Source organism: Collinsella sp. LCP19S3_H3, from assembly GCF_052119145.1.
Classification (GTDB): domain Bacteria; phylum Actinomycetota; class Coriobacteriia; order Coriobacteriales; family Coriobacteriaceae; genus Collinsella.
This window is the reverse complement of record NZ_JBQKFW010000021.1, coordinates 1-17,804: the sequence shown is the minus strand read 5'-3', so window position 1 is coordinate 17,804 and position 17,804 is coordinate 1. Positions and strand designations below refer to the sequence as shown.

The window sequence follows — 17,804 nt, the reverse complement described above, 5'->3', positions numbered from 1 at the left end:
CAAGTGTCCGGCGAGGGGGCGGCTTTGTAAAGCCGTTTGGCCCCACCCGCATAGCGGGTGGTTTCTGATGCGGCGCGCTGTGCGCCCCGCACAGGCTAAAGCCTTTAATAAGATGAAGGCCACGTTGCGTGGCCTTCTTTGTATCCGGAAAGCGTATCCCGGAATCTGCCTTCGGAATGGGACGCAGTTTCCGCTTGAGGGCCTGTTGGGAAAGCGCATCCCACTTCAAGAGTAAATTCCGGGTCGCACTTTCCGCTAAGGCTCTCAACCGGAAAGTGCATCCCATTCCAAGCCTTAATTCCGGGACACAGTTTCCGGACAAGGCGTAAAGCGGAAAGTGTATCCCAGTCTGAGCGCCGATTCTGGGACACACTTCCCGAAACCCTGCCCATCTGGAAAGCCCGTCCCACGCTCAATACATCCAGCGGATGCAGGAGAGCGTGTCTTCCAGGACGGCCTCGTCATCGGGGTGATGGAAAATGTCGCCCCACACGCTTGCCACGGTTGCACCCGCGAGTGTCAAGAAAAAAGCCTCGAGGATTTCGAGGCTTTCGCTTCTGTATTATTTCGCACGCGCGGCAGCGATAGACCTACTCGCCCAGCACGGCCTTCTTGGCGGCTGCCGCCATGTTGTCCAGATCTTCCTTGGTCGGATGGTCCTTCGCGGCAACCCAGTTGTCGAGCAGCATCTTAGCGCGGGCGTTGTCGGGATCTTGCTCGAGCATGGCCTCGTAGCGCTGCTTGACCGCAGGGCCCATCTTGCCCTGGCACATCGCCCAACCTACAAGCTCGGCATCATTGGCCAAATTGGAGGTCACGCGATCGATAATCTGCTGATAATAGCTCTGGTCGGCGCCAAAACCGCAGGTGCCAAACAAAAAGACGCGCTTGCGGTGCAAGGTGGAGAGCAACGCCGCGACCGAAGGCGTGCACGCGCCCTTGTCACACCAAAAACCGACGAGCACCGTGTCGGCCGCGCAGGCGCCCTGCGCCTCGAGCGCAACCTGATCTGCATCCGCATCGTCGCTCAACGCCGCGGCATGGACAAACTCAACACCCGCAGCCTGCAGAGCGCGCTTGATCGCGCCCGAAACCATCCTGGTATTACCGCTCTTGCTGTTAACCACCAAAGAGCACGTCATAGTCACGTTGCCTCGTTTCCCCCAAAACTAAAGCCACTAATGCAATTTATTAGATGAATATCTTAGTACCAACGTGACAGATGTAAACCACCTGCCGCTAATCGGTGGCCCCTACTGGGCAAACTGGCTGCGGTAAAGATCGGCATAGAAGCCGTCTGCCGCCAGCAGCTCGTCGTGTGTGCCGCGCTCGATAATCTCGCCGTCGCGCATCACCAAAATGCAGTCGGCGTTGCGAATGGTGCTCAGGCGGTGCGCCACCACAAAGCTTGTGCGACCGGCCATGAGCTCGTCGAATGCCGCCTGCACCTGCAGCTCGGTGCGAGTATCGATGCTCGAGGTCGCCTCGTCCAGCAGCAAAATCGCCGGGTCGGTGAGCATGACGCGAGCGATGCACAGCAGCTGTTTTTGACCCTGGCTAAACGTGCCGCCGTCCTCGCCAATCACCGTGTTGTAGCCCTGCGGCAGCTGCACGATAAACTTGTGCGCATGCGCGCGCTTGGCAGCTTCGATAACCTGCTCGCGCGTGGCATCGGGAAAGCCGTAGGCGATGTTATCTGCCACCGTGCCCTCGAACAGCCACGTATCCTGCAACACCATGCCAAAGGCACGGCGCAGGCTTGCGCGCGTGTATTCACGCGAGGAACGGCCATCGACCGCAATGCGGCCGGCATCGATATCATAAAAACGCAGCAGCAAATTGATGAGCGTTGTCTTGCCACAGCCCGTAGGGCCGACCAGGGCAAAGCGCATGCCGGGCTTGGCCTCGATGCAGATATCCTGCAGCAACTTGCGGTCGGACACGTAGCTAAAGTCAACATGCTCAAAGGCGACCTCGCCCTGCGGTGCGGCAAGCTCTACAGCGTCCGACGCGTCGGGCTCCTGCTCGCGCGCATCGAGCAGCGCAAACATGCGGCGCGCCGAGGCATACGCCGCCTGGATCTGCGTAATAACGTTGGTGACCTCGTTGAACGGCTTGGTGTACTGGTTAGCATAGGACAGAAAGATCTGCACGCCGCCCACCGTAAGCGCCGCGGGCACGCCCGTGATCACGCCCGCGCAGCCGATCACAGCGACCACGGCATAGATGATGTTATTGATAAAGCGCGTGCCGGGGTTGGAGAGCGAACCCATAAACTGCGCGCGCTCGCCCGCGGTGTAGAGCTCGGCATTGAGGGCATCGAAGCTCGCTTGCGCGTTGGAGCCATAGGCAAAGGCGTCGACAAGCTTCTGCTCGCCCACGTACTCCTCGATATGACCACCGAGCTGGCCTTGGATGCGCTGCTGTGCCGTAAAGCTTTTGTTGGAGAGCTTGGCAATAGCACCGGCTGCAAAAATGGAAAGCGGCGTGACGAGCACCACCACGAGCGTCATGGTCAGGTTGATGGAGAGCATAAACGCGAGCGTGCCCACGATGGTGATAACGCCGGTGAAAAGCTGGGTAAAGCCCTGCAGCAGGCCATCGCCCACCTGATCGACATCGTTGACCACGCGGCCCATAAGGTCGCCGTGGGCATGGCTGTCGATAAAGCTGAGCGGCATGCGGCTGAGCTTGTCGCTCGCCTCCACGCGCATGTCGCGCACCGTCTCGTAGGACAGGCGGTTGACGCAGTAGCCCTGCAGCCACTGGAAAGCCGCAGCACCTACGACGACAATCGCGAGCTTGGTGACAAGCGGCAGCAGCGCGTCGAAGTCCACCTGCCCGGCGGCGACGATCAGGTCGATGCCCTCGCCGACGAGGATGGGCGTGTAGAGCTGCAAGATCACCGAAGCGGCGGCACTCACAAACGACGCTACAAACGAAATGCGGTGCGGACGAACATAGCCCAGCAGGCGGCGAGTTACCGCGCCCACGGGATAGCGCTCGGGGTCGCCGGGCTGACGCGGGCCGTCACCCAAGTCACTGAGGTTATCGTTGCCGGACACGTTGGCCGTCATCGTGGCGACCGAACCGGAGGAAGTGTAGGGATTCATTTAGCAGCCCTCCTTTGCGCAGACGGATGCGGGGGCGGTCGGGGCGCCTGGGGCGGACGCGGGGCTTGGAGCGGGCGTGGGCGCCGTACTCCCCTGCTGACCCTCGAGCTCCTCACGGCGAAGCTGCGACTGGCAAATCTCGCGGTAGAGCTGGCAGCTTGCATACAGCTCATCGTGCGTGCCCAAGCCCGCGACCGAGCCGTGGTCGAGTACGCAAATCACGTCGGCGTCGCGCACGGTCGAGACGCGCTGGCTCACGATGATGGTCGTCAGCGGCAGCCCGCCCTCGGCGGCACCGCACACGCTTCGTTCACGAATGGCACGGCGAAGCGCTGCGTCGGTCTTAAAGTCGAGCGCCGAGGCGGAGTCATCCATGATCAGGATCTGCGGAGAGCCCACCAGGGCACGTGCGATGGTCAGGCGCTGGCGCTGGCCACCGCTGAAGTTCTTACCGCCCGCCTCGACCGGGGCATCTAAGCCCTGCGGCTTGTTGCGCACAAACTCGCTGGCCTGCGCCATATCGAGCGCCGCCCAAAGCTCCTCGTCGGTTGCCGCCTCGTCGCGCCAGGTCAGGTTGCTGCGGATAGTGCCGCTCACCAGCGATGCACGTTGCGGAACGGTCGCAACCACATGACGCAGCTGGTCGAGCGGCCAGGTGCGCGCATCGGCGCCCATCACGCTCACGCTGCCGGCGCTCGCATCGTACAGGCGCGGGATAAGCGAGACGAGTGTGGACTTGCCGCTGCCCGTGCCGCCGATAATGCCGAGCGTTTTGCCCGCCGGCAGCTCCAGGGTCACATCGTTGACGGCGTTGGCAGCGCCCGCGCCAAACGAAAAGCTCGCATGGTCAAAGCTCAGTGCGGGAACCGGAACAGCGCCACCCGCCAGTTCGCTCGGCTTGGGCAGCGCGACCGGCTGATTGCCCTCGTCGGTGATGCTCGGCTCACAATTGAACACCTCGTTGATGCGCGACGCGCTGGCGCTCGCCTTGGTAAAGACCACGACCAGGTTGGCAACGTACACGATGGAGGTGAGCGTCTGCGTCATGTAGTTGACGAACGCCATAACCTGGCCCTGCGTAAGCTCACCCACGTTGACCTGGATGCCGCCCGCCCACAGGATGGCGCAAACGCCCAGGTTCATCATCAAAAACGTGACGGGGTTAAGGATCGACGAGAGCTTGCCCACCGCGATGGCGGTATGGGCCTGGTCGTCGGCGGCTTGGGCAAAGCGCTCGCGCTCGTGATCCTCGCGCACAAAGGCGCGGACCACGCGGGCGCCCGAAAGGCCCTCGCGGCAGACAAGCGCGATGCGGTCGAGCTTTGCCTGCAGCTGCTTGTAATACGGAATACAGCGCGCCATGACAAACCAAAACACCAAGCCGATGGCGGGCGTGCAAATCAAAAAGATGATGCCGAGCTTAAGGTCGATGGCAAGGGCCGCGCACATAGAGCCCACCGCCAAAAAGGGCCAGCGAATGAGCATGCGCACGCCCAGCGCCACGGCAAGCTGCACCTGGTTGACATCGTTGGTGATGCGCGTGATGAGCGACGGCGTGCCAAAGCGGTCGAGTTCGGTGTAGCTCAGCTTATTGATGTGCTGGTAGAGCGCGCCGCGAATGTCGGTGCCCATGCCCTGCGAGGTGAGCGCCGCCATCTTTTGGCAGACGAGCGTAAACGAGATGCCGATCACAGCCATGGCGGCGAGCACCATACCGTAGTGGACGACGGCGTTGACATCGCGTGCACCAATACCCTTATCAATCATCTGGGCAATCACGAGCGGCGTAAGTAGGTCAAAAATCACTTCGATCAACTTACACGCAGGGCCAATCACCATATACCGGAGAAACTTACCACCAAAACGCCTGAGCAGCTCAATCATAGAAGGCGCTCCCTATCATCATCTCTCTTCAATCTGATTCATGATAGTACGGCGAGCCCTGGAGATGCGTAAGCAACTCGTTACAGATGTAAGGGCGACGGTCACTAGCGCCCAAGACATGTAGCAGCCGATGCTTTGGCAACGCCAGCGAGCGCCGCAAGACACGGGATTCAATTCTTCAGATAAATGCGCCCTCTACGGGTGATTTTTGGACGAAGTGGTCCCGGTGCCGGCGGGCTGTTTGGTAGTCGAGCGATCCCGCAGGCAAAGCCGAGGACCAGCGAGACACCAAACAGCCCGCCGGCACCGGGACCGCATCGCGGCACCAAAAAGCGCCCGTGCGCTCGATGGATTCGGATGCCCGACAGAGGCTCCTTATGGCTGCTTCCTTCCGGACCTGACCAGATTCGGAACATGTCGTCATCCGAACCCATCGAGCGCGCTTGGCGCTCGGTATATCTTACCCGCTCCTGCCCGATGGGGCAAGGTAGCTAATTTGGGACGGGGCCAAAAAGACTACTTTTGAGTTGCGGTGGAATAGTTCCTGTTTTACGGCCAAGGCCAAAAACAGGAACTATTCCACCGCAACTTATTGAGACTTGCCTGGATAAACTTAAATACGGCCGAGGTCGTAGGCTCGAGCGGCTGCCTCGCCGGCACAGATGAGGTTGGTTGTGGCTTCCTGGGGGTCGAGCGCTTGGTCAAGGGGCATGGGTCTGCGGCAGACCGGCAGAACCAAGTCGATACCCTGTCCATACACCGCATCCAGGTTGTCGGCACGACCGCCCACGACGGCGACCACCGGCTTGCTATATCGCTTCGCACGACGGGCCACGCCCACCGGCGCCTTACCGGCGGCGGATTGCTCGTCCATATTGCCCTCGCCCGTTATGACCAGGTCGGCATCGCGCACACACTCGTCAAACCCAATCAAATCGAGCACCGTCTCCACGCCCGAGCGCAGCTCCGCACCGAGCGCCAGCAGCGCGGCACCCAAGCCGCCGGCGGCACCGGCACCGGGCACACCAAGCACCGAGCCAAATGACCGTGCACCCTCGGGCGCGCGCAGAAGCTTCTGGGCTCGCATCTCGAAAATCGCCGCATCGAGCAGACGACCGTAGCCGACCATCCAGCCGTCGTACCCGCGTAGCGCCTCGACGTCACCCGTCGGCAGGCCTTTCTGCCCGCCAAACACCGTCAGGGCGCCTCGGCGCCCCACGAGCGGATTCTCAACATCGGAAAGCACCACGATACGCACGCCATTCAGCGCCCGAAGTGCTGGCGCCAAATCGATACTCACCACGTGTTCGAGACCCGCAAGACCGGGGGCGATATTGCAGCCACACTCATCGACCACACGCGCGCCCAGCGCCTGCAGCATACCGGCGCCGCCATCGTTGGTAGCGCTGCCGCCCAAGCCAATATAGATAGTCTTTGCCCCAGCACGGACCGCGCGAAGCATGAGCTCGCCCACGCCATAGGTCGAAGCCGCGATCGCCGCCGATTCCGTGCAGGGCGAATACCCAATACCCGCCGCCTCGGCCATCTCAACTAAAGCCGACTCGTGCTCGCCGTCCACCAGCATCCGTGCAGACACGCGGTCGCCCAAGGGGCCTGCAACCTCGCAGGTCACAAGCTCGCCGCCGCGCGCGGCGACGGCATCGAGCGTTCCCTCGCCACCATCTGCCAGCGGCAAAGCGCTCAGCTCGGCATCGGGCCACACCTGGCACACGCCTTCGGCAACGGCCGCCTCCGCCTGTGCACTCGAAACGCTGCCCTTAAAGGAGTCGATCGCCAGCAGCACACGGCGGGGCCGGCGGCACGCGACACCAAAATCGACCGCCTCAACGGCAATATCTTCGGCACACGTGAGTGCCTTGGCATGAGCGACATGCGCCTCAAGATCGGCCCCACAACCGCAGACAGCACCATCGGTGTCACGCAGCCCACTAAAATAGCCGCTCAACACCTCACGACACTCGTCTGCCAGCACGCCGGCGGCCACATTAAACCGATGGTTCAGGCGCGAATCGGCATTGAGGTCATACAGCGAGCCCACCGCTCCCGCCTTGGCATCGGCCGCACCATACACGCAACGCCCCACGCGCGCGTTAACCATAAGCCCCGCACACATGCAGCAGGGTTCGAGCGTCACGTAGACTGTACAATCGGAAAGGCGCCAACGCCCAAGCGTCTGAGCGGCGGCGCACAGGGCCAAAAACTCGGCATGTGCCGAAGGGTCCTGGTCGAGCTCACGGCGATTATGCGCCCTCGCGACAATCTCACCCGCACGCACCACCACAGCACCAATCGGCACCTCGCCCACTGTCGCAGCGGCGCGCGCCTCCGCCAGCGCCTCGCGCATGAACTTCTCGTCGATTTCGGTGATCGTCATCGTTCGCCTTCCCTGTTGCAAATTCAAAACGATGCTATCATTACGACTCACGGAGAGATGGCAGAGCGGTTGAATGCGGCGGTCTTGAAAACCGTTGAGCGCGAGAGCGTTCCGGGGGTTCGAATCCCCCTCTCTCCGCCACCTTAGTGATTCACCGGCGTCATGGTGCGCTCAAACAGCGCATCGACCACGTCGGCCATCTCAGGTCGACGCTCAAGATCGTGGCCCGATTCCCACCAATTTGTGAACACTCGAATAATGCCACCGGCGATAAATTCCGATGTCGTCTCGAGCGAAACGGGCGCCAGGGCGTCTTCGGCAAGCGAGCTCATCACGCGCTCACGGATGGAATGCGCGATGCGGTCGCAAATCATGCCGGTCAGCATGCCCGACATGCTGCTCGCCAAAAGGTTATCCATGAGCTGCTCATGCGCCAGAACCATATTCATGGCATCGTCAAAGACCTCATGGCGAAGCGCCTGTACATCCACAAGCGGCTCCGCGTCCGCTGCGTCGGTCTGGTTTTGGGGCAAGCCCGTCATAAGCTCATCGATATAGAAGGCAAAATAATCGTTTTTATCGCGAAAATGCTTATAGAACGTCGTGCGGCGAATCAGGGCCCGGTCGCAAAGCATGGCAACCGTCAAATCCTCAAACCGATGCTCTTCCAAAAGCTCGGTAAAGGCGTCGAACAGGGCACGATAGGTTTTCTTGATGCGAAGGTCCATCCGTATCACCATCCTCAAGGCGTAGACAGCATTCCGTAATTTGTCGCATATCTTACACCTGTACCACCCGTTCGATATTGGCGCCCCCTCCCTGGTTGAAACAAAACGCTTACCGGAAAGTTCGGCACCGCCAAAGGTTGCGGGTATACTAGATACGTTATACCAACAACGGCCGGCGCAAAACGCCGCTGCCATTCGAAACGGAGACATCATGCTTCCCGTCATCATCGGTATCGTTGTTGTCGTTGTGATCGTCTGCGCCATCGCTGGCATCTACAACAACATGGTTACCAAGCGCAATCGTATCGATAACGCCTGGCAGAACATCGACACGCAGCTGCAGCGCCGCAACGACCTGATCCCCAACCTGGTCGAGACCGTCAAGGGCTACGCCAAGCACGAGCAGGACACGCTCGCCGCCGTGATCAACGCGCGCAACACCGCCGTAAGCGCCACCACCCCCGAGGCCAAAATGGAAGCCGACAACGTGCTGACCGGTGCACTGCGCCAGCTCTTTGCCGTGGCCGAGGCCTACCCCGACCTTAAGGCGAACACCAACTTTATGCAGCTCCAGGCTACGCTCGAGGACACCGAGAACAAGGTGAGCTACGCGCGCCAGAGCTACAACGACTGCGTGCTCAGCTACAACAACGCCATCCAGACGTTCCCGGCCGTTATCTTTGCCGGCATCTTCCAGTTTAAGGAGCGCCAGGGCTTCGAGGCAGTTGAAGCCGCCCGCCAGGCCCCGACCGTCAAGTTCTAACAAGTTGGCAACGCATCCTGAATCGGCTATATACATAAACCGCATAAACCGTCCCGTCGAATGCATACTTCGGCGGGACGGTTGCTTTTTGCCCACAGGTACCCCAGAGGGCGGCGTGCAAATTTTGGAGTTTTCAGCATCCTGGAGCCCAAAGGAACAGGAATGGGCCCACAAAACCGCGTTGAAAACCCTGATTCTGAGCCCTCAGCACCTCAGGGATCACTCATTTTCTACAGGATGCGGCTCACGGCGCCTGACTTTCGCCCAAAATCCCGTATGCATGCGCACCCGGCTGCTGAAAACTCCCAAAAATGTACGCCCCGTCCCACCCCAGGCGAGCGGCAACCGGAAAACCGCGCACGCACCTCTTCCTGGTGCGCGGTTTTCCTACAGAACTGCGCGGGGTCACTAGGGCCAAGCTCCTTATGGAGCCCACACCCAGGCGCACTCCGCAGGATGAAAGAACCCCCGCCGCACGTAGTGCGCAGCGGGGGTTCTTTCATGTCCGAGGACGCGCCGGAAAGGAAGGTCGCCCTCGGGCCGAACGTACAAGACAGCTTACGCGACGGTGTAAACCCAGTTGTGCTTATCCTCGACAGCACCAGACTGAATACCAGTCAGGGTCTCGCGAAGTTTCTTCATAACAGGGCCGATCTCGGTGCAGCCAGCCGGGAAGGTCACGGTCTCGTCGGCACCATAAACCTTGTTGTCAATCTCGCCGACCGGGGAGATAACAGCAGCGGTGCCGCACAGACCGCACTCAACAAAGGTGCCGGCCTTGACCTCGGCCCACTCGACGGGACGCTGATCAACGGTCATGCCCAGGTCCTGAGCGACCTGAACGAGCGAGCGACGGGTGATGGAGGGCAGGATCGAGTCGGTGTGCGACTGCGGAACGACGAGGGTGCCGTCCTCTTTCACGAACAGGACGTTGGCGCCACCGGTCTCCTCGACATAGGTGCGAGACTCGGAGTCAAGATACAGGTTCTCGGCATAGCCCTCGCGATGGGCCTCCATCGTGGGCTTAAGGGACATGGCGTAGTTCAGGCCGGCCTTGATGTTGCCGGTGCCATGCGGGGCTGCACGGTCATACTCGGAAACGCGCAGCTTAACGGGCTTAAGGCCGCCCTTAAAGTACGGACCGACCGGAGTCACGAGAATGCGGAACGTGTACTCAGGAGCAGGAGCCACGCCAATCACGTCACCAGAGCCAATCATAAACGGACGCACGTACAGGGTCGCACCGGAGCCGAAAGGCGGAACCCAGGCAGCATTGGCAGAAACGACCTGCTTGACGGCCTCAACGAACTTGTCCTTGGGGAACGGCGGCATCTCGAGGCGCTGGGCAGAGTTATACATGCGCTCAGCGTTCATGTCGGGACGGAAGCAGACGATGCTGCCATCCTCGGCGGTGTAGGCCTTCAGGCCCTCAAAGACCTCCTGGCAGTAATGGAAGATGCCGCCGCACTCGGAGACATGCATGGTGTGGTCGGTGGTCAGGCCGCCCTCGTCCCACTCGCCATCCTTCCAATGAGCCTCGTAGCTGTAATCGGTCTTCATGTAGCCAAAGCCGAGGCTACCCCAATCGATATCCTTCTTCTCGACAGTCATATGTCGCTCCTTACATACACAGTTGCATACTCGCGAACCCGCACGCAAGGACCGAGGCCGACCGTGTCGCAACGTCGCACGCCCGGAGCGTAGAGCCGGACGGGACACGCGGGCAACATCGAAGCCGATGGCACGTCGATTCGCATGGACGAGATTGTACTCCCCGCGCGCGTCGGATAAAACGTTTTTCTTTAACTAAGTAAAGTATTTTCATTTGCTTCGGAATTCACCAGGGTAAATAGGCGTCCTCCAAGCCGCGGCGTCTACTCGCCCCATGCGCCCCGCGACCGCCCTATCGATATACTCTAAGTCGAGACGATGATTGGAGCCCCCTTGGCAACTCAGAACAAACGCGAACACTTGACGGAAGACCTGCTCAAGCGGCTGTTGGCCAGTTCGAGCATCGACGCCTATCTGGACGAAGGCGAAACCGTCGACCAAACGCTTCCCTCGTACTTGCGCTGCCTCATCGACGAGCGCCGCATCAAGCGCTCGGACGTCGCACGCAACTCGGGCCTTAACCCGACCGTTGTGTACGACATCTTTGCCGGCAAAAGCCGCCCCGGCCGCGACCACGCCATCATGTTGGCACTCGGTATCGGCTGCACGCTTCGAGAGACGCAGCGCCTTCTGAGACTCGATGGCGTCGCCGAGCTTTGGTGCAAGGATCGCCGCGACGCCATCGTCATCTGGTGCATCGAACGCGGCATGAGCCGAGCGTGCACCGACGACGAGCTCTACCGCCTGGGTGAAAAAACGCTTCTGGGAACCAACCCGCTCAAATAGACGCCCACGTCCGCGCGAGCCCCGCGGCTCTATCGGCTCCATACGCGATTCAGTTGCCAACTGAACAAACAGAACAATCGTTGGCATATTATTTTTGGGGCATTTGCCCAGCTACCATGAAGGGAGGACGGCTTGAACGACAACCAGCTCATGCATGCCATGAGCCTTGACGACACCTATCGCGTCGAGCAGGTGCTCGCGCGCGGCGAAGACGGCATTACCGAACTCGTCACGATTGACGGAGCCGGTCCCTTCGTGCGAAAGAAGATTCGACAGGAGCTTGCCCGCCGCAATGTATGGTCGGCACTCACAGAATGCAGCTCGCCCCGCCTTCCCCGCGTTGAGGCGACCTACGAACTACCCGAGCACTTTGTTGTCGTCTACGACTTTGTGCCAGGTCGGTCGCTTTCCAAAGCTATCGAAACCGATGGGCCGTTGACGCCGGAAGAGACGACATCGCTTGGCATCGAGCTTTGCGAGGCGGCCGAGGAGCTCCACAGACATGGCATCGTCCACCGTGACATTTCCCCCAACAATATCGTGGTTGCCGCGAACGGCGCGCACCTCATCGACCTCGGTATTGCCCGCATGCGCGTCGAAGGGGCAAGCAAGGACACGACTTCCCTCGGAACTTGGGGGTTCGCCTCGCCCGAACAATACGGCTTTGCCCAGACCGATGCGCGAAGTGATGTCTACTCCATCGGACGCGTTCTTGGCTTTGCGCTTACGGGTGTCCGTCCTGATAACGAGGCTTACGAGCAGATTCTTAAGAAGAATCTTGATAATGCACCCGCGACGCTCGCCCATGCCATCACGTGCGCCTGCTCGTTTGAGCCAAGCGCGCGGTTCCAGTCTGCGACCGAGATGGCAGAAGTGCTCGCCGGCTTGTCTCGACCGGGAAACGACAGGGCATCTTCTGGCACAGATGGGCATGCCGACCATGCCCAAATGGCAGCGGGTACGCATGCGCCTAAGCGCAATCCAGACAAAAGCAGGACGCGGACCTTTGGCGGCCTGTTGCTAAAACTGACACTCGTCACCGCGATGCTTGCCGGGCTGATGGCAGTCGGCGCGATTGCCATCTCGACATTCCACGCAGACCGAGAAAGCAACAACGGGCCCACGTCCTCATCGCAAGCCGGCCAGTCTGACGGCGTTTCGACATCCAAAAAAGCAAATACGGCAAGCAATGCCAACCGTTTATCCGCCGAGCTCTCGATCGCGGAATCAGGCTGGTCGGTTGATGGGCAGGGGTACGTCCATTTTGGCATCGGCCTTAAAAACTCCGACGGCCCTGCCGCTATCGCATTTCCCACCATTAAGGTCTCCGGATACGATGCGAACGATAACCTGATCTTTACGGATGAGAAAACCTACAGCGCCATCGAGCCCGGCCAGACCGTCTACTTTGGCGATCAGACGGGAAATGGCACCGCTCCCGCGCGCGTTGAGTTCGAGGCAGTCACACCCAGCGGCGTTGCACTTGCCACCGCCACCGAAGCGCCGGTGTACGAAATTTTCGATAGTACCGAATCCGCTGGGACAGACGGCATGCAGTCATTCTTGGCAAAGCTCAAACTCCAAAGCGCCCCGAGCGGCTTTGATAAGACCCAGGTGTTCCTATCGGCCATCCTGCGCGACAAGCAGGGCAACATCGTTGCCGGCTATAACAACTTTGCCGACTGCCCCGCCGTCAGTTCCACGACCCCCGTTTCGGTCGATGTCCACAATCCGCCCCCGCACGCAAGCTGCGATATTTACGCAGCCCAGTGGTAGAACCGGAGGGCACCGCGAATAATTCCGCAGCACAAAGAAGGACCGGCATCGCGCCGGCCCTTCCATACTTCTACAGCCCTAGAATCTCACGCTTCTTGGCATCAAACTCCTCTTGCGTCAAAATCCCGGCATCGAGAAGCTCTTTGAATTTCTTTACGGCCTCTATTTGGTCCTCAAGCGTCCGCGCAGACTCGGCACCACCCCCTGGCACCCCCTTGGGCTCCGTCGTATCCGGCGTACAGACCGCGCCCGCGCCGCCTTCTACAGAAGCGTTACGGGGGTTGAGCATTCCCGCCAGCCCCATGCCGAGCACCATGCCGCCCGCGGCGCCAAACCCGTTCTCGCGTACGCCCTCGGCAATCATCTGCTGAGCCGCCACATCGGCTGCCTGCTTAGAAACCCCCTCGTAAGCGCTAACATCCAGCTTCTTTTTCGCATAGCTCTTGATAAGCTCGCGCGACTCATCGGAGAATTCGATGTTTTCGATGGCGACTTGCACAAGCTTGATGCCAAAGCGATCTTGCCATGACCCCGCGTTATCGCCCTCGTCCAGGATCATATGGCGAATTTCGTTGACGTGTGACGGCAGCTGCGAAATTCGGACCTCGGACGACATGGCATTCGTGGCCACGATGAGCGAAGCCAGAAACTCTGCAATCAGCATGCTCCGTGCGCGCGGGTCGTCAAACGAATAGCTATAGACGTTCGCAGGAAGAAAATTCCTGATAAAACGCTCGGCATCCACTACCTGCAGCGACAGCTGACCATACGCGAAGACCTCAAGATCCGCGCCGTAAAACAAGTCGTTATACGCAAGCGGTCCACGCGTGCCAAACCTGATGCCGCGGATTTCGCGCAGATTGACAAACGCCACACGCTTCTGCGACGGTGACATACCAGCATGGCCGACACGACGCGCCGCCTGTCCGAGGACCATTTTGAGGACACCCTGCTCCTCACAGTCGTGGTCATCAAAAAGCGACGCTTCGCCGTCGCGATACTCAAAACCGCCCGATTCCGTTATAACTTGCTCGATGCCCGCCTGACTAAAAATAAACGCCGCGGTGTTCTCGGGAACAAAAATGAGCGAGCCGTTGGACAGAACGTCACTCGATCCGTAGTTTCCGCCACGCCCGTTTTGCCCAACCTTACGCACCCCCGGAGCGACAACAACGTGCTCGTCAAAATGACTGGCAGTGACAATATCTTTCCATTGATCGGCAAGGACGCCGCCAAGCGAGTCAATCGCAACATTTACAATACCCACGATTACCTCACCCTACAGCACAAACTTGGTATCGCAGTACGAACAAACAACGCCTTGGCCTTTGCGTCCCGCGACGGGCGCATGGCATCCGGGACACTTTGCTGTCACCTTTGCGGCCATCTTCTCGGCATGAGGCTTTTGCACCTTCAGAGAAGCACCCAAGGCACTGCCAATGGAGTCGCCAACTGCCCCGACAACGCCCACGGCACCGTCTACAAAATCTGCAATCTCTGCCGCAGTGCCCGAGGGAAGCTCCGAGGTATCAATGGCATCGATGTTGCCCGCCGCCGCGCGGCGCACGCTTTCGGCCCAACGGTCGGCCAGGCGCTTGCCGCCTTCGGTAAAGCTCACCGTAACGGTCTCCTCCGAAAATGCGACTCGCAGCACCGGCGTACTATTCACACGTGCTGCGATAGCCTGGGGAACATCTGCCGAACACAGAATCGAATCGAGCGGGCAGCGCTTGAGATAGCGTCGAGTTTTAAACAGCCCCTCGGAGACCGTTGCGACCAAGATTAGATTCATATTTGTAAGCACAATCTCATCGAGAGCCTCGCTACCAGAGCCAACGCCCAAGCGCACATTCGAGGTCTGCATGATGATGAGCTCGCCGGGTGCCAGATTGTACTCGTCCACGCCGCCATCTCCCGTCCAACGTTTTCTTCCCATCCTAAACACCGGGCAAATAATTTCATCAGCTGCCAACTGAATTTCTCACCGGATTCAGTTGGCAGCTGATGAAATCTGCGCAGTCCACAGCCACAATTCGAAGCAGTGTCATCCATATCGAGGGAAGGAACAACTATGGATTGGGAAGCTTCGGGCAGCGGGGATAATGGCGTCCCCCAAACGGTGTCGACGCCTGACGGCAAGCCGCCCAAAGGTAAGAAAAAATGGCCGATCGTTCTGGCAGTGCTTGTTATCCTGATTATCTTGGCACGCATCAGCTCCTGTGTGGGCGGCTGCAGTTCTTCGAGCCCCTCAAAAACCGTCGAAACATTCACCTGGCCCAGCAGCGGTCTCGCGACCGAACTGCCCAAGCCCAAGACAAACAAGGGCGAGATATACGAGAACAGCTCCGAATCTTTCTCGGCAACGCTGAAAGAGGTCTCACAAGCCGACTACGATAGCTACGTCGTTGCTTGCAAAGAAGCCGGCTATACCGATTTCTCGGGCGAAGGCACCGATGATTTTGAGGCAACGGCACCCAGCGGAGCAAAGCTGACCTTGTCCTACTACAGTAGCCAAAAGTCCCTCGACATCGAACTCGAGAAGCCGCAGGACAACAGCGAACAGGCAGACGCGGCCGACGACACCGATGCGGTAGCCACTGATTCACAGGCCGAATCCGCCCCAGCCACATCCTCGTCCGATTTCCGTGCCATGATGGACGGCTACGAGCAGTTTATGAACAGCTACGTCGAGTTCATGAAAAAGTACGAGAATTCAGACGACACCGCATCGATGCTTGCCGACTACGGATCGATGATGCAGCAGTACAGCGAGTGGTCGCAGAAATTTGATAGCGTCGATGAAAGCTCACTTTCCGCCGAGGACCAGGCCTATTACCTTGAGGTACAAGGGCGTGTGCTGCAGAAGTTGAGCGAGGTCCAATAGCCTCGCACTCAACGCCACATATCGCTCCCACAACAAAAAAGACCCGTCATCCAAGTGGCGGGTCTTTTTGCACCAATCGGTTTTAGACGCCTACGCGTTCTGTTTGCCCAGCTTAGCCTTAACCAGGCCGACTACAGTCGGGATGATCGACACGGCTACGATGCCAATGATCAGCAACTCAAAGTGCTCCTGCACAAAGGGGATGCCACCAAAGAAGTAGCCCAGCAGTGTAAAGACCGTCGACCAGGTAATGCCGCCCAGCACGTTGTAGATGACAAAGTTGCGCCAGTGCATACCGCCCATGCCGGCAATGAAGGGCACAAAGGTGCGGATAAACGGGAAGAAGCGGCCGAGGAAGATGGCCAGGTGACCCCACTTGTCCAAGAAGTCCTCGGACTTTTTGATACGCTCGGGCGTCATGGCCTTGACCTTGCCCGAAGCGATGATCTTTTTGCCAAAGAAGTGACCGATCATAAAGTTGCACTGGTCGCCCAGGATGGCAGCGGCCCATGCTACGGCCAGCAGGGCCACGATGTTAAAGCCACCGTTATGGGCAAAGAAGCCCGAAGCAAACAGCAGTGAATCGCCGGGAAGGAACGGGAAGAACACCACGCCTGTCTCAACGAAGATAATGAGGAACACGCAGCCGTAGGCCATAAGCGGGCCGGCGGCGATCCAGCTGGCAATCGCGGTGCGCGGGTCTTTGAGTAGCTCGGCGATAAAATTGATGAAACCCATGAAGTAAAACCTCTCAGTTGTGGGCGCGGATACGTCCAAGTCGACTAGTATACGGTTGCGGTGCCCCCTCGTGCGCAACCCCACAAAAGCATGACTCCATTACCAGCAAGTTTGCATAACTGACACCTGTCATGTAAAGCCGCCAAGATTATTCTTCCTAATCCCTAGCGAATCGCTATACTTTATTGAATCGCATTGCCATGGCGCTAAGGGAGGGCGGCCGGTGAGCTTTATCAATACCATTCGCGAGGACATCAAGACCGTCCAGGCGCAGGACCCCGCCGCGCAAAACGGTTTGGTCATCTTCCTTTCCTATCCTGGCCTGCACGCCAAGTGGAACCACGTGCCCGAGCACTGGCTGTGGGAGCACGGTCATCGCTCGCTCGCCCGCGTGCTCTCGCAAATCACCCGCCACATCACCGGGGTCGAGATTCATCCCGCTGCACAGATCGGCAAGCATTTCTTTATCGACCACGCCATGGGCGTCGTCATCGGCGAAACCACCATCGTGGGCGACAACTGCGTGCTCTACCAGGGTGTCACGCTCGGCGGTACCGGCAACGAGACCGGCAAGCGCCACCCCACCCTGGGCGACAACGTCACCGTGGGCACGGGCGCCAAGGTGCTCGGCAACATCCGCATCGGCAACAACGTCAAAATCGGCGGCAACTCCGTGGTAGTCAAGGACGTACCCGACAACTGCACCGTCGTGGGCGTGCCGGGACGCATCATCAAGCGCAACGGCTGCCGCGTGTTTGAGGAGACGTTTGACGCCAAGCAGCACCGTGAATACATGCCCGACGACGCGGCCGAGCAGTCCGCCCTCAACCGTCAGGGCATCACCGAGAACGCTCGCCGCGTCGCAGAGCTCGAGCAAGAGGTGGCCGAGCTCAAGGCCCTGGTACGCGAGCTAGCAGATCGGTAGCCGCTCCTGTTGCGGAGTCCATGGGCGGTATGCACATGATGCCGGCTGCGGAGACGTGGCCGTAAAGCAGAAAGCGGGGGATTGCACGTTGTTGAACTGCACCCCAAAACTTGGACGGCTTAAATAAGAACTACGCCGCAAGGGGCTGGTTCCGGAACTCCTCCGGGGTCAGCCCCTTCAGTTTAACCTGCCTTCGCCTCG

15 protein-coding genes, 1 tRNA gene and 1 other RNA gene are annotated in these 17,804 nt (G+C 59.5%); 6 read left to right on the top strand and 11 right to left on the bottom strand.

The genetic code is table 11. The annotated features are described in order from the left end of the window. Positions 1–590 precede the first annotated feature (590 nt). The 5 genes from bilS to tadA all read right to left on the bottom strand — a co-directional run bounded on the left by bilS (position 591) and on the right by tadA (position 7,392). A complete protein-coding gene (bilS, locus tag ACTQZF_RS08875; RefSeq protein ID WP_427719646.1) occupies positions 591–1,142 on the bottom strand; it encodes a flavodoxin family protein BilS in 552 nt (183 codons plus the stop codon). Between the two features lie 111 nt (positions 1,143–1,253). After that, positions 1,254–3,113: an ABC transporter ATP-binding protein gene (locus ACTQZF_RS08870; protein WP_441555082.1), complete on the bottom strand. Its 1,860-nt coding sequence runs from the start codon at positions 3,111–3,113 to the stop codon at positions 1,254–1,256. Continuing rightward, complete coding sequence (locus ACTQZF_RS08865; protein WP_441555081.1) at positions 3,114–4,997, bottom strand: ABC transporter ATP-binding protein; 1,884 nt, start codon at positions 4,995–4,997, stop codon at positions 3,114–3,116. A 341-nt stretch (positions 4,998–5,338) separates the two neighbouring features. After that, an RNA gene (gene ffs, locus ACTQZF_RS08860) (signal recognition particle sRNA small type) lies at positions 5,339–5,434 on the bottom strand. A 176-nt stretch (positions 5,435–5,610) separates the two neighbouring features. Next, the gene (gene tadA, locus ACTQZF_RS08855; RefSeq protein ID WP_441555080.1) at positions 5,611–7,392 is read right to left on the bottom strand and encodes a tRNA adenosine(34) deaminase TadA; all 1,782 of its coding nucleotides are present in this window, start codon (positions 7,390–7,392) and stop codon (positions 5,611–5,613) included. Between the two features lie 51 nt (positions 7,393–7,443). Between tadA and ACTQZF_RS08850 the strand changes: the two genes are divergently transcribed. Next, positions 7,444–7,533: transfer RNA gene (locus ACTQZF_RS08850), tRNA-Ser, on the top strand. 2 nt (positions 7,534–7,535) lie between these two features. Here the strand turns inward: ACTQZF_RS08850 and ACTQZF_RS08845 are convergent. After that, positions 7,536–8,120 carry a TetR/AcrR family transcriptional regulator gene (locus tag ACTQZF_RS08845; RefSeq protein WP_427747789.1) on the bottom strand — a complete coding sequence of 195 codons (585 nt, stop codon included), beginning with the start codon at positions 8,118–8,120 and terminating at the stop codon, positions 7,536–7,538. Between the two features lie 211 nt (positions 8,121–8,331). Between ACTQZF_RS08845 and ACTQZF_RS08840 the strand changes: the two genes are divergently transcribed. Then, the gene (locus ACTQZF_RS08840) at positions 8,332–8,883 is read left to right on the top strand and encodes a LemA family protein (protein WP_441041402.1); all 552 of its coding nucleotides are present in this window, start codon (positions 8,332–8,334) and stop codon (positions 8,881–8,883) included. Between the two features lie 558 nt (positions 8,884–9,441). On the opposite strand, the gene ACTQZF_RS08835 is transcribed toward ACTQZF_RS08840, so the two are convergent. Beyond that, positions 9,442–10,494, bottom strand: a complete 1,053-nt coding sequence (locus tag ACTQZF_RS08835; RefSeq protein WP_427728837.1) for a branched-chain amino acid aminotransferase — start codon at positions 10,492–10,494, stop codon at positions 9,442–9,444. A 333-nt stretch (positions 10,495–10,827) separates the two neighbouring features. Here ACTQZF_RS08835 and ACTQZF_RS08830 point away from each other — a divergent pair, with 333 nt between their 5' ends. Both ACTQZF_RS08830 and ACTQZF_RS08825 read left to right on the top strand, forming a co-directional pair. Continuing rightward, positions 10,828–11,280, top strand: coding sequence for an XRE family transcriptional regulator (locus ACTQZF_RS08830; RefSeq protein WP_441555079.1), 453 nt, complete (start codon positions 10,828–10,830; stop codon positions 11,278–11,280). 132 nt (positions 11,281–11,412) lie between these two features. Continuing rightward, a complete protein-coding gene (locus ACTQZF_RS08825; RefSeq protein WP_441555078.1) occupies positions 11,413–13,056 on the top strand; it encodes a serine/threonine-protein kinase in 1,644 nt (547 codons plus the stop codon). 70 nt (positions 13,057–13,126) lie between these two features. Here ACTQZF_RS08825 and ACTQZF_RS08820 read toward each other — a convergent pair whose 3' ends face one another. Both ACTQZF_RS08820 and ACTQZF_RS08815 read right to left on the bottom strand, forming a co-directional pair. Then, positions 13,127–14,323: an SPFH domain-containing protein gene (locus ACTQZF_RS08820; protein ID WP_441555077.1), complete on the bottom strand. Its 1,197-nt coding sequence runs from the start codon at positions 14,321–14,323 to the stop codon at positions 13,127–13,129. Positions 14,324–14,335: 12 nt separating this feature from the next. Then, the gene (locus ACTQZF_RS08815) at positions 14,336–14,959 is read right to left on the bottom strand and encodes a hypothetical protein (protein ID WP_441054529.1); all 624 of its coding nucleotides are present in this window, start codon (positions 14,957–14,959) and stop codon (positions 14,336–14,338) included. A gap of 168 nt (positions 14,960–15,127) precedes the next feature. Here ACTQZF_RS08815 and ACTQZF_RS08810 point away from each other — a divergent pair, with 168 nt between their 5' ends. Then, positions 15,128–15,940: a DUF6591 domain-containing protein gene (locus ACTQZF_RS08810; RefSeq protein WP_441555076.1), complete on the top strand. Its 813-nt coding sequence runs from the start codon at positions 15,128–15,130 to the stop codon at positions 15,938–15,940. Positions 15,941–16,030: 90 nt separating this feature from the next. Here ACTQZF_RS08810 and ACTQZF_RS08805 read toward each other — a convergent pair whose 3' ends face one another. Further along, positions 16,031–16,678 (bottom strand): VTT domain-containing protein, encoded by a 648-nt coding sequence (locus ACTQZF_RS08805; RefSeq protein WP_154517831.1) that lies wholly within the window; start codon positions 16,676–16,678, stop codon positions 16,031–16,033. 223 nt (positions 16,679–16,901) lie between these two features. Between ACTQZF_RS08805 and cysE the strand changes: the two genes are divergently transcribed. Next, the gene (gene cysE / locus ACTQZF_RS08800) at positions 16,902–17,603 is read left to right on the top strand and encodes a serine O-acetyltransferase (RefSeq protein ID WP_441033618.1); all 702 of its coding nucleotides are present in this window, start codon (positions 16,902–16,904) and stop codon (positions 17,601–17,603) included. A gap of 130 nt (positions 17,604–17,733) precedes the next feature. Here the strand turns inward: cysE and ACTQZF_RS08795 are convergent. Next, positions 17,734–17,804 (bottom strand): IS3 family transposase (locus ACTQZF_RS08795; protein WP_441554575.1); only part of this gene is annotated, 71 nt, incomplete at its 5' end.

Excerpts from the sequence above, each read along its gene's own strand:
- ACTQZF_RS08870 (WP_441555082.1), bottom strand. The coding sequence starts at position 3,113 with ATGAATCCCTACACTTCCTCCGGTTCGGTCGCCACGATGACGGCCAAC.
- bilS (WP_427719646.1), bottom strand. The coding sequence starts at position 1,142 with ATGACGTGCTCTTTGGTGGTTAACAGCAAGAGCGGTAATACCAGGATG.
- ACTQZF_RS08865 (WP_441555081.1), bottom strand. The coding sequence starts at position 4,997 with ATGATTGAGCTGCTCAGGCGTTTTGGTGGTAAGTTTCTCCGGTATATG.
- ACTQZF_RS08835 (WP_427728837.1), bottom strand. The coding sequence starts at position 10,494 with ATGACTGTCGAGAAGAAGGATATCGATTGGGGTAGCCTCGGCTTTGGC.
- ACTQZF_RS08805 (WP_154517831.1), bottom strand. The coding sequence starts at position 16,678 with ATGGGTTTCATCAATTTTATCGCCGAGCTACTCAAAGACCCGCGCACC.
- tadA (WP_441555080.1), bottom strand. The coding sequence starts at position 7,392 with ATGACGATCACCGAAATCGACGAGAAGTTCATGCGCGAGGCGCTGGCG.
- ACTQZF_RS08845 (WP_427747789.1), bottom strand. The coding sequence starts at position 8,120 with ATGGACCTTCGCATCAAGAAAACCTATCGTGCCCTGTTCGACGCCTTT.
- ACTQZF_RS08810 (WP_441555076.1), top strand. The coding sequence starts at position 15,128 with ATGGATTGGGAAGCTTCGGGCAGCGGGGATAATGGCGTCCCCCAAACG.
- ACTQZF_RS08840 (WP_441041402.1), top strand. The coding sequence starts at position 8,332 with ATGCTTCCCGTCATCATCGGTATCGTTGTTGTCGTTGTGATCGTCTGC.